The organism is Lutimaribacter pacificus (genome assembly GCF_900142185.1).
In the GTDB taxonomy this organism is placed as follows: Bacteria; Pseudomonadota; Alphaproteobacteria; order Rhodobacterales; family Rhodobacteraceae; genus Lutimaribacter; species Lutimaribacter pacificus.
The window spans coordinates 347,939-359,461 of sequence record NZ_FQZZ01000002.1 but is presented as its reverse complement, the minus strand read 5'-3'; the positions used below and the strand labels follow the sequence as shown (position 1 = coordinate 359,461).

The 11,523-nt window shown below is 65.8% G+C and carries 12 protein-coding genes; 11 read left to right on the top strand and 1 reads right to left on the bottom strand.

Translation table 11 applies throughout. From position 1 onward, the window contains the following. Positions 1–5: 5 nt before the first annotated feature. Positions 6–827 (top strand): IclR family transcriptional regulator, encoded by an 822-nt coding sequence (locus F3H87_RS07770; RefSeq protein WP_223228006.1) that lies wholly within the window; start codon positions 6–8, stop codon positions 825–827. 7 nt (positions 828–834) lie between these two features. On the opposite strand, the gene F3H87_RS07765 is transcribed toward F3H87_RS07770, so the two are convergent. Continuing rightward, the gene (locus F3H87_RS07765; protein ID WP_149788009.1) at positions 835–1,800 is read right to left on the bottom strand and encodes an NADPH:quinone oxidoreductase family protein; all 966 of its coding nucleotides are present in this window, start codon (positions 1,798–1,800) and stop codon (positions 835–837) included. A gap of 223 nt (positions 1,801–2,023) precedes the next feature. On the opposite strand from F3H87_RS07765, the gene F3H87_RS07760 reads away from it, so the two are divergent. The 10 genes from F3H87_RS07760 to F3H87_RS07715 all read left to right on the top strand — a co-directional run bounded on the left by F3H87_RS07760 (position 2,024) and on the right by F3H87_RS07715 (position 11,514). Beyond that, on the top strand, positions 2,024–3,655 hold the full coding sequence (locus F3H87_RS07760) for a long-chain-fatty-acid--CoA ligase (protein WP_149788008.1): 1,632 nt from the start codon (positions 2,024–2,026) through the stop codon (positions 3,653–3,655). Between the two features lie 160 nt (positions 3,656–3,815). Beyond that, positions 3,816–4,634 carry an SDR family NAD(P)-dependent oxidoreductase gene (locus F3H87_RS07755; protein WP_188129200.1) on the top strand — a complete coding sequence of 273 codons (819 nt, stop codon included), beginning with the start codon at positions 3,816–3,818 and terminating at the stop codon, positions 4,632–4,634. A gap of 2 nt (positions 4,635–4,636) precedes the next feature. After that, the gene (locus tag F3H87_RS07750; protein ID WP_149788006.1) at positions 4,637–5,101 is read left to right on the top strand and encodes a MaoC family dehydratase; all 465 of its coding nucleotides are present in this window, start codon (positions 4,637–4,639) and stop codon (positions 5,099–5,101) included. Then, positions 5,098–6,030, top strand: coding sequence for an SDR family NAD(P)-dependent oxidoreductase (locus tag F3H87_RS07745; RefSeq protein ID WP_149788005.1), 933 nt, complete (start codon positions 5,098–5,100; stop codon positions 6,028–6,030). The genes F3H87_RS07750 and F3H87_RS07745 overlap by 4 nt, the downstream gene beginning before the upstream one ends. Before the next feature lie 21 nt (positions 6,031–6,051). Beyond that, positions 6,052–7,254, top strand: a complete 1,203-nt coding sequence (locus F3H87_RS07740) for an acetyl-CoA C-acyltransferase (RefSeq protein ID WP_149788004.1) — start codon at positions 6,052–6,054, stop codon at positions 7,252–7,254. 96 nt (positions 7,255–7,350) lie between these two features. Next, positions 7,351–8,331, top strand: coding sequence for an NAD(P)H-dependent flavin oxidoreductase (locus F3H87_RS07735; RefSeq protein ID WP_149788003.1), 981 nt, complete (start codon positions 7,351–7,353; stop codon positions 8,329–8,331). After that, a complete protein-coding gene (locus F3H87_RS07730; protein ID WP_149788002.1) occupies positions 8,324–8,992 on the top strand; it encodes a histidine phosphatase family protein in 669 nt (222 codons plus the stop codon). Before F3H87_RS07735 ends, F3H87_RS07730 begins: the two co-directional genes overlap by 8 nt. A gap of 12 nt (positions 8,993–9,004) precedes the next feature. Further along, positions 9,005–10,045, top strand: a complete 1,041-nt coding sequence (locus F3H87_RS07725; protein WP_149788001.1) for a phosphotransferase family protein — start codon at positions 9,005–9,007, stop codon at positions 10,043–10,045. After that, positions 10,038–10,454 (top strand): PaaI family thioesterase, encoded by a 417-nt coding sequence (locus F3H87_RS07720; RefSeq protein WP_188129195.1) that lies wholly within the window; start codon positions 10,038–10,040, stop codon positions 10,452–10,454. The genes F3H87_RS07725 and F3H87_RS07720 overlap by 8 nt, the downstream gene beginning before the upstream one ends. A 19-nt stretch (positions 10,455–10,473) precedes the next feature. After that, complete coding sequence (locus F3H87_RS07715; RefSeq protein ID WP_149788000.1) at positions 10,474–11,514, top strand: NADP-dependent oxidoreductase; 1,041 nt, start codon at positions 10,474–10,476, stop codon at positions 11,512–11,514. The last annotated feature ends 9 nt before the right edge of the window (positions 11,515–11,523 follow it).

Sequence of the window (11,523 nt, the reverse complement as noted above, 5' to 3'; positions counted from 1 at the left end):
TGAATGTGAGAAAGCGGATACAGGACCAGGCAGAAAAGCCCGATGGCGAGAATGGCGACCGCCAGTTCGTCACGGCACTGCAACGCGGGCTGGACATCCTGCGCGCCTTCACCCCGGACGACCGGATGGGATTGGGCAACCGCGAACTGGCGGCGCGCACCGGCCTGCCGAATTCGACCGTGTCGCGGCTGACCTACACGCTGCTCAAGCTGGGTTTCCTGACCTATGACGACGCGACCGGGCGCTATCGCATGGGCGTGCCGGTACTGGGGCTGGGCTATGCCTGCCTTGGCGGCATCAAGGTGCGCGAGGCCGCGCAGCCGCTGATGCAGCAACTGGCCGACGAATGCGGCGACGGTGTGCTGGTGGGGCTTGGCGGGCGCGACGACCTGACGATGACCTATATCGCGGCGGCGCGGGCGGCACGCGGGATGATCTCGCTGCAACTCAACGTGGGATCGCGGATTTCGCTGGGCCGTTCGGCGATGGGGCGGGCCTACCTGGCGGTGGCCGCCCCCGAGGAACGCGCCGAGCTGATGACCCGCCTGGCCGAGCGCGTGGGCCCCGACCGCTGGCCGCGCCTGCGCGCCGAGATCGACGAGGCGGCGGAACAGATCCGCACGCGCGGCTTTTACTGCAATACCGGCCAGTGGCAGAGCGATATCAACTCGGTCTCCGTGCCGTTCCCGTCACCCCAGGGGGATGTCCCGCCGCTGGCCTTCAACCTGGGCGGCCCGGCCTATGTCCTGTCGCCCGAGCGGCTGGAGAACGAACTGGGCCCGAAGCTGCTGCACCTGGTCAACACGGTCAAGCATATCCGCGAGTGACACGGGGTCAGGGGATCAGGGCGATCTTGCCCACGGCACCCCGGCCCAGCACGCGTGCCAGCACCGCCGCCGCGTCCTTGAGCGGATAGCGCCCCTCGATCAGCGGCGTGACAAGGCCCTGCCGGTACCAGCCCAGCAGCTCGGCCATGTTCCCGGCATAAACCTGCGGTTCGGCGCGGGTGAAATTGCCCCAGAACACACCGACGACGCTGTATTCCTTGACCAGCGCCAGGTTGACCGGCAGCTTCGGGATCTCGCCGCTGGCAAACCCGATCACCAGCAGCCGCCCGTTCCGCGCCATCGCACGCGAACAGGCGTCGAAGGCCGCGCCGCCCACCGGATCGTACACCACGTCGGCGCCCTTACCGCCGGTCAGTTCCTTGATCCGGTCCTTGAGGTCGTCATACCCGATCGCCGCATCCGCGCCGTTCTCGGTGCAGATCGCGCGCTTTTCTTCGGTCGAGGCGACGGCGATCACCCGCGCGCCCATGATCCGGCCGATCTGGATCGCGGCGATGCCGGTGGCGCCCGCCGCCCCCAGCACGACGAGCGTTTCGCCCTTTTTCAGCCGCGCGCGCTGTTTCAGCGCGTGGTGCGAGGTGCCGAAGGCCACCAGAAGCGCGCAGGCCTCGGCCGCGTCCATGTCGCCGATGGGAAAGACGCGGGCCTCCGGCGCGGTGACCTTTTCGGCATATCCGCCCAGCCCGCAGATCGTCGCCACCCGGTCGCCGGGGTGCAGGCCCGCCACCCCGGGGCCGACCGACTCGACCACGCCGGCGGCCTCCATCCCCGGCACGAAGGGGTGTTCGGGGCGGCTCTGATACAGGCCCTGCACCAGCAACCCGTCGGGGTAGTTCACGCCGGCAGCCTCGACCCGGATCACCACCCGGTCGTCCCCGGCCTGCGGGTCGGGCATGTCGCCGTATTCGAGGTTTTCGAGCGGTGCGAACTCGTTGCAGATGATGGCTTTCATGGCGGTTTTCCCCTCTCTCTCGCGTCACTGGTTTCCTCAGAGGCTAGGCCAGCACCCTGCCGGGCTCAACTCGGCGGGGGGCGGCGGCGCAAGTGACGCAACGGAATTTCGGTCTGCGGAAAAACCCCAGGGGAACAGGGCAGGAAAGCCCCGGTTTTCTGTTTGGCAATCCTGCGCACGGCGCTAATCTCGGCCGCAACAGGGAGCAAAGGGAGGATATGCCATGAAGGGCATGATGCAGCACCGTCCGCTGCTGATCAGCGACATCCTGGAATACGCAGCCGAAGCGCATCCCAGATGCGAGATCGTATCGGTCCGCACCGAGGGGGACATTCACCGCCAGACCTATCCCGAAACGCTGAAGCGCGTCTACCGGCTGGCCAATGCGCTGAAGGGGATAGGCGTGGAGCCGGGCGACCGGGTGGCGACGCTGGCCTGGAACGGCTATCGCCATTTCGAGCTTTACTATGCCATCTCGGGCCAGGGCGCGGTCTGTCACACGATCAACCCGCGCCTGTCGGCCGAGCAGCTGATCTATATCGTGAACCATGCCGAGGATAAGGTGCTGTTCCTGGACACTACCTTCGTGCCGATCATCGAGGGGGTGAAGGACCAGCTTCCGCCGGACCTGCGCTATGTCGTCATGACCGACCGCGCGCATATGCCGGAAAACGGGTTCGACGCGCTGTGTTACGAGGATCTGCTGGCCGAGCAGCCCGACAGCTTCGACTGGCCGGAATTCGACGAAACCACCGCTGCGGCGCTGTGCTATACCTCGGGGACAACGGGCAATCCCAAGGGCGCGCTTTATTCCCACCGCTCGACCGTGCTGCACGCGCTGATGCTGGGGCTGATCATGGGCAGTTCGATCCCGCAGGAGGCCAAGGTGCTGCCGGTGGTGCCGCTGTTCCATGTCAACGCATGGGGCATCCCCTATGCCTCGCCCCTGCTGGGGCATTCCTTGGTGATGCCGGGCGGCGCGCTGGATGGCGAAAACCTGTTCCGGCTGATGGACAGCGAAGGCGTCTTTTCCGCCTGGGGCGTGCCGACCGTCTGGATGGGCCTGCTGGGCGAGATTCAGAAACAGGGGCGCAAGCCCGAGGGGTTTTCGGATGTCGTGGTGGGCGGCTCGGCCGCGCCGCGCAAGATGATCGAAACCTTCGAAAAGATGGGCGTTCATGTCGGCCACGCCTGGGGCATGACGGAAATGAGTCCGATCGGCACCCATGGCAACATGCCGAAATGGATCAAGGACCTGCCGTTCGACCGGATGATCGACATGAAGGCGCAGCAGGGCCGCCGCGCCTTTGGCGTGGACCTCAAGATCGTGGGGGATGACGGCCAGCGCCAGCCCCATGACGGCAAGGCGGTGGGCGAGCTTTTCGTGCGCGGCAACTCGATCGTGTCGGGCTATTTCAAGAATGAGGAGGCGTCGGCAAAGGCCATGGACGCCGAGGGCTGGTTCGGCACCGGCGACATCGCCTCGATCGACGAGAACGGCATCCTGAACATCCAGGACCGGTCCAAGGACCTGATCAAGTCGGGGGGCGAGTGGATATCCTCGATCGACCTCGAGAACGCCGCCATGTCGCATCCGGGCATCGCCAGTTGCGCCGCCATCGCCATGCCGCATCCGAAATGGGACGAGCGCCCGGTTCTTGTCGCGGTCGCCGCAGAGGGGGACAAGCCCTCGCTGGACGACCTGCACCGGCACATGTCGGAACATTTCGCCAAATGGCAATTGCCCGACGACGTGATCTGGACCGACGCGCTGCCGCTGACGGCCACCGGCAAGGTATCGAAACTGACGCTGCGCCAGCAATTCGCCGATTACAAGCTGCCCGACCTGCGCTGACGGACCTTACCGCAGCGTTACGGGGTCCGCCGCTTGACCCGTGCCGCAAGATGGGTTTGCTTGGGTATCTAGTGGAATATTATTTCGCATTGCAAAATGGCGATACAACCGCGCCGGGATGAATAGCCGCGCGGAGTCCGGGGGAGGAATGGAAATGCAGATGACACCGGCCAACCTGAACGACCTGACCGGCAAGGTGGCGCTGGTCACCGGCGGCTCGTCCGGTATCGGGCGCATGGCGGCCGAAGGGCTGGCCGCCGCCGGCGCGCGGGTGCTGATCTGCAGCCGCAAGGCCGACGCCTGCGCGGCCGTGGCGGCCGGGATCAACGCGATGGGCCTGCCCGGCACGGTCGAGGGGTTCGGCGGCGATGTCAGCACCGAGGCCGGAGTCGAGGCGGTGGTGGCCGAGGTGAAGACACGCACCGACCGGCTGAACATCCTGATGAACAACGCGGGCCGCACCTGGGGCGCGCCTTTGGGCGAGCATCCCTATTCGGCCTGGGAAAAGCTGTTGTCGCTGAACGTGACGGGCATGTTCCACCTGACGCAGATGCTGATCCCGATGCTCGAAGCCGCGGCCACCGCGGACGACCCGGCGCGCATCATCAACGTGGGCAGCGTGATGGGCGACGTTCCCAAGGGCACCGCCACCTATTCCTATGCCGTGTCGAAGGGCGCGGTGCATCACATGACGCGCGTGCTGTCGAACGACCTCGCGCCGCGCCACATCACCGTCAACGCCATCGCGCCGGGGCCCTTCGTGTCGAAGATGACCGCCTTTGCCATCGGCAGCGAGGAAGGCCAGGCCGAGGCCGCCAAGGGCGTGCCGCTGGGCCGCGTGGGCCGCGACGAGGATATCGCCGGCACCGTGCAGTTCCTGTGCGGGCGCGGGGCGTCTTATATTTCGGGCGCCATCATTCCGCTGTCCGGCGGGATGCAATCCAAGGCCCCCGGCACGATTTTCAATCAGGATCTGTGACGATGGCCGACAAGATCACTGTGCAGGAACTCAAGGCGCTTGAGGGCGGGCCCTATGGCATCTCGGACTGGATCAAGATCGACCAGAAGCGTATCGACGCCTTCGCCGAATGCACGAACGACTGGCAGTTCATCCATATCGACCCGGAAAAGGCCGCGCAGACGCCCTTTGGCGGCACCATCGCGCACGGGTTCCTGACGCTGTCGATGCTGTCGGCGATGCTTTACCAGATGCCGGCGCTGGAAAAGGTGGCGATGGGGGTGAATTACGGGTTCGAGAAGGTGCGCTTTGTCTCGCCGGTGCGGGCGGGCGCGCGGATTCGCGGCGTCTTTCACATGAAAGAGGTGGATGTGCAGCCCGGTTTCGTGACCATCGTGATGGACGTGACGGTCGAGATCGAGGGGCAGGAGAAACCCGCGCTGGTCGCCGAGTGGATCGGCCGGCGCTACCTGGAGGAAAGCGCATGAGCCGTATCAGGTTCGACAATCGCGTGGCCATCGTCACCGGCGCGGGCGTGGGGCTGGGCCGGGCACATGCGCTGGGGCTGGCGGCGCGTGGCGCCAGCGTCGTGGTCAACGATCTGGGCGCGGGCACCGACGGCATCGGCACCAGTTCCGAGGCGGCGCGCGCGGTGGTCGGCGAAATCCGCGAGGCCGGCGGCCGCGCCATCGCTGACGGCGCGGACGTGACCGACCCCGAACAGGTGCAGGCGATGGTGGACGCGGCGGTGGCCGAGTTCGGCCATGTCGATATCCTGGTCAATAATGCCGGCATCCTGCGCGACAAGACATTCGCCAAGATGACGCTGGACGATTTCCGCAAGGTCGTGGACGTGCACCTGATGGGCGCGGTCAACTGCACCCATGCGCTGTGGCGGCACATGATCGAGCGGGAGTATGGCCGCATCGTCTTTACCTCGTCGGGCAGCGGGCTTTACGGCAATTTCGGGCAATCGAACTATGGCGCGGCCAAGACGGCGTTGCTGGGGCTGATGAACGTGCTGGCGCAGGAGGGCGCGCGCGCGAATATCCGCGTCAACATGCTGGTTCCCACCGCCGCCACGCGCATGACCGAGGATCTGCTGCCGCCCGAAACGCTGGATCTGCTGCAACCCGAAACCATCACCCCCGGCCTGCTGGCGCTGGTGGCCGAGGATGCGCCGACGCGCATGATCCTGGGTGCCGGTGCGGGCTGCTTCGCCGAAACCAAGATATACGAGACGCAGGGCGTGGCGCTGCAGGGCGACGATCTGAGCCCCGAAGGCGTGATGGCCGGCATGGCCCGCATCCGCGACGCGCAGGGCCAGCAGGAAATGCCCGGCGCCTTCAACCAGACCCGCAAATATGTCCGCATGGCGGCCGAGGCCCGTGGCCTGCCGATGCCGTGGGACGACTAAACCCTGAAAGGACCACAGATCATGCGTGACGCTCTTATCGTATCCACCGCCCGCACCCCGATCGGCAAAGCCTATCGCGGCGCGTTCAACAACACCTCGGCGCAGGAGCTTATCGGCCATGCCGTGACCCACGCGGTCAGGCGCGCGGGGCTGGACGGATCGGAAATCTCGGACTGCATCGTCGGGGCGGCGATCCAGCAGGGCAGTACCGGCGGCAATATCGGCCGCCAGGCGGCGATCCGCGCGGGCCTGCCGGTCAGCGTGGCGGGCATGTCGCTGGACCGGCAATGCGCCAGCGGCATGATGGCCATCGCAACGGCGGCCAAGCAGGTGATCCATGACGGCATGGATGTCTGCATCGGCGGCGGGGTGGAATCGATCAGCCTTGTGCAGAACGACAAGATGCGCAAGGACTGGCTGGCCGACGACTGGATCAAGGCGCACAAGCCCGAGCTTTACATGTCGATGCTGGAAACCGCCGAGATCGTGGCCGAGCGTTACGGCGTCAGCCGCGAGGATCAGGATGCCTATGCGCTGCAATCCCAGCAACGCACCGCCGCCGCGCAGGAGGCCGGCAAATTCGACGACGAGATCGTGCCCCTGACCACCACGATGGGCGTGATGGATCGCGAAACCAAGGAGGTTTCGTTCAAGGAGGTCACGCTGGACAAGGACGAGGGCAACCGCCCCGGCACCACGCTGGAAAACCTGCAGGGGCTCAAGCCTGTATTCGCCAACGGCCAGACCGTCGCCGAGGGGAAATACATCACCGCAGGCAATGCCAGCCAGCTGTCCGACGGGGCCTCGGCCGCCGTCATCATGGAGGCGAAAGAGGCCGAGCGCCGCGGGCTGCAGCCGCTGGGCCGCTATGTCGGCGTCATGGCGGCGGGCTGCGAACCCGACGAGATGGGCATCGGTCCGATCTATGCCGTGCCGAAGCTGCTGAAGGCGCACGGGCTGACGATGGACGATATCGGGCTGTGGGAACTTAACGAGGCATTTGCCAGCCAGGTCTTGCAATCCCAGCGCGTTCTGGGCATCCCGGACGAGATACTGAACGTCGATGGCGGCGCGATCTCGATCGGCCATCCCTATGGCATGTCGGGCGCGCGCATGGTCGGCCACGCCCTGATCGAGGGCAAGCGCAGGGGCGCGAAATATGTCGTCTGCACCATGTGCGTCGGTGGCGGCATGGGCGCTGCGGGCCTGTTCGAAGTTCTGTAAGCCATGGCGGGCCAGGGCCCGCCCTACATTTTCCGTTGCAGGCCGGGCGTCAGCCCGGCCGCCTTGCTGACAAAGACTGATAAAGGTAAATCGCATATGGCGCTGCCCCCCATCCTGCAGAACCTGCGCATCCCCGTGGTGGGATCGCCGCTGTTCATCATCTCGAACCCCGATCTGGTGATCGCGCAATGCAAGGCGGGGATCGTCGGCGCCTTTCCCGCGCTCAACGCGCGCGAAAAGGAAGGCGAGCCGATCATGCTGGAGGCATGGCTCAAGCGGATCACCGAGGAACTGGACCGCCACAACCAGGCCAACCCGGACAATCCGGCGGCACCCTTTGCCGTCAACCAGATCGTCCACCGCTCGAACGCGCGGCTGGAGCGGGACCTGGAAATCTGCCACAGGTGGAAGGTGCCGATCTGGATCACCTCGCTTGGCGCGCGGGTCGAGGTGAACGAGGCCGCGCATGATTGCGGCGGCATCACCCTGCACGACATCATCAACAACACCTTCGCCAGAAAGGCCATCGAAAAGGGCGCCGACGGGCTGATCGCCGTGGCGGCGGGCGCGGGCGGGCATGCCGGCGCGCAATCGCCCTTTGCGCTGGTCAGCGAGATCCGCGAATGGTTCGACGGGCCGCTGCTGCTGTCGGGCGCGATCGCCAATGGCCGCTCGATCCTGGCGGCGCAGGCGATGGGCGCGGACCTGGCCTATATCGGCAGCCCCTTCATCGCCACGGACGAGGCGAATGCCGTGCCCGACTACAAGCAGATGATCGTAGGCCACGGGGCCGAGGATATCGTTTACTCCAACCTCTTTACCGGGGTGCATGGCAATTACCTCAAGCCCTCGATCGCGCGGGCGGGGATGGACCCCGACAACCTTGAACGCTCGGACCCGTCGAAGATGAATTTCGGCGAGAACAGGGAAAAACCCAAAAGCTGGAAGGAAATCTGGGGATCGGGTCAGGGCATCGGCGCGATCAGGACGGTGCAGCCCGCCGCCCGGCTGATCGACACGCTGGCGGCGCAATATGCCGATGCCAAGGCCGAAATGCGCAAGATCGTCAATGGCTGAGCTGTTCGTCATACGCCACGCGCAGGCCAGTTTCGGCACGGCGGATTACGACCGGCTGTCCGAGCTGGGCCACCGCCAGTCGCGCGCCCTGGGTGAGGCGCTGGCCGAACGAGGCCTGCGCCCGGACGCGGTGGTGATCGGCTCTTTGCGGCGGCACCGTGAAACGCTGGACGGTATCCTTGCCGGGTTGGGCATGTCGCTGGAGCCCGAGATTCACGACGGCCTGAACGAGTTCGATTTCACCGGCCTGCTGAACGCCCGCTTTCGCAACACCCCCGCGCCCGAGAACATGCATACCGAGCGCAAAAGCCATTTCCGCACCCTGCGCGACACCGTGCTGGCCTGGCAACGCGGCGAGATCGACACCCCGCCCGAGACATGGGAAGAGTTTACCGCCCGCGTCGACTCGGCCCGCGCCACGCTGGTGAAACCCGATGCGCGCCAGGTTCTGGCAGTCAGTTCGGGCGGGCCCATCGGGCAGCTTGTGGCCACCACGCTGGGCACCCCGCCGGGGCAACAGATCGAGCTTCAGCTTCAGACCCGCAATTGCGGGGTCTCGCGCTTTGTCTATTCGCCGCGCGGGGCATTCTATTTCCACGGCTTCAACGAAACGCCCCATATCACGGCGGCCAATGAAAAAGAGCTGCTGACCTACAGCTGAGGGAGGACGCACATGACCGAGGCACCCAACGCCGCCGCGCAACTGGATACCGAGGCCGTCGCCGGATGGCTGTCGGCGAACATGGAAGGCTTCGAAGGCCCGCTTGAGGCCGAGAAGTTTCCCGGCGGGCAATCGAACCCGACATTCCTGCTGAAAACGCCCAGGGCGCGCTACGTTCTGCGCCGCAAGCCGCCGGGGCAGTTGCTGAAATCCGCCCACGCGGTCGATCGTGAATTCCGCGTGCAGCGCGCGCTGGCAGGCACCGATGTGCCGGTGGCGAAGATGCATGTGCTGTGCGACGACGACAGCGTGATCGGGTCCATGTTCTACGTGATGGATCACGTGCAGGGCCGGCATTTCGACGACCCGCGCCTGCCCGGCCTGACGCATGACGAGCGGCGCCCGATCATGGACGAGATGAACAGGGTGCTGACCGCGATCCACAACACCGACCTCGGCGCCACCGGGCTGGACGATTACGGCCCCGAGGGCAATTACTTTGCCCGCCAGCTGGGCCGCTGGACCAAGCAGTACCGCGCCTCGGAAACCCAGGCCATCGCCCCCATGGAGGAGCTGATCGCCTGGCTTGAGGCGAACCTGCCCGAGGATGACGGCCAGCGCACGCTGGTGCATGGCGATTACCGCCTGGACAACCTGCTGTTCGCCAGCGACAGCCCCCGCTGTGCCGCCGTGCTGGACTGGGAGCTGTCGACCACCGGCCACCCCTATGCCGATCTGGGCGCGGTCATCATGCAATGGGGTATGCCCCCCGGCAACGAGGGTCGCGGGCTTGCCGGTGTCGACCGCCACGCGCAGGGCCTGATGACCGACGAGGAATTCATCGCCGCCTATTGCCGCCGCCGCGGCATCGCCGGCATAGACCGCTTCGGCTTTTACCTTGCCTTCAACTGTTTCCGCATGGGCGCGATCCTGCAGGGCGTGCTGAAACGCGCGCTGGACGGCAACGCCTCGAACCCCGAGCGGGCAAGACGGCTGGGATCGTTCGTTCCGGGTTTCGCCGAGGCCGGGCTGAAGGCGGCCAAAGATGTCTGAGGTGCAGATGAACCCCGACCTGATCGAACCGCCCTATCCCCTGCAGGCGCATCTGGGATTTTACATCGTGGACTGGCGCGAGGATTACGCGCGGCTGGAGCTGCCGATCACTCCGCATCTGGGCAATCGGTTCGGCATAGTGCATGGCGGCGTTCACGCGATGATGCTGGACACCGCAATGGGGTTTTCCGGCGCCTATACCGGCGACCGGGATGCACCGCAGCAGACGATGACGCTGTCCATGACCACGAATTTCCTGTCGCAGGCCAGGGGCGATCTGCTGATCGCCGAAGGGTTCCGCACGGGCGGCGGGCGCAAGACCTTCTTCGCGCGCGCCCAGATCACCGACAACACGGGCGAACTGATCGCCACGGCCACCGGCGTGTTCCGCTATCGCGGGCGTGGCTGACACAAAAAGGAGGAATATAATGACCGACACAATGAAGCATATCGTTCTGGCCCACCGCCCCGGCGGCGCACCGACCGAGGACAATTTCCGGCTGGAGGAAAGCCCCGTTCCCACGCCCGGCGAGGGCGAGGTTCTGGTGCGGGTGCATTACATGTCGCTCGACCCCTATATGCGGGGGCGTATGGACGACGCGAAATCCTATGCCAAGCCGGTGCCGGTCGGCGGCACGATGGAGGGCGGCGGCGTGGGCGAGGTCATCGCCTCGAACCACCCGAATTTCGGCCCCGGCGATTTCGTCCTCGGCATGTTCGGCTGGGCCACGCATGGCGTGCAGCCCGGTGACATGCTCCGCAAGCTCGACCCGTCACTGGCACCGATCACCACGGCGCTGGGTGTGCTGGGTATGCCCGGTTTCACCGGCTGGTTCGGCCTGACCGAGATCGGCCAGCCGAAGGCGGGCGAAACCCTTGTCGTGGCCGCCGCGACCGGGGCGGTGGGCTCGATGGTCGGGCAGATCGCCAAGGCGCGCGGCTGCCGTGTCGTGGGCGTTGCCGGCGGGCCCGAGAAATGCGCGATGGCGGTGGAGCAGTTCGGTTTCGACGCCTGCCTCGATCACCGCGCCTATGCCGATGGCCGCGAAATGCGCGCGGCGCTGGCCGAGGTTTGCCCCGACGGCATCGACATCTATTTCGAGAATGTCGGCGGCAAGGTTCTGGAAGGCGTGATGCCGCTGATGAACGTGGACGGGCGGATACCGGTCTGCGGCGTGATAAGCTGGTACAATGCCGGCGCGCTCGGCGCCAATGCGGGCGGCGAAACGGATCAGTTGCCGAAATTCTGGCGCTCGATCCTGGTCAATCGCCTGCGCGTGCAGGGCTTCATCATCGCGGATTACTGGGACCGTTTCGCCGAGTTCATGAACGAAGTCGCGCCGATGGTGGGGTCGGGCCAGGTGAAATACGCCGAGGATATCGCCGACGGGCTGGAAAACGCGCCGGGGGCCTTCATCGGTCTGCTTCAGGGCAGGAACAAGGGCAAGCAGATCGTCAAGGTGATCTGAGGCTCGCAA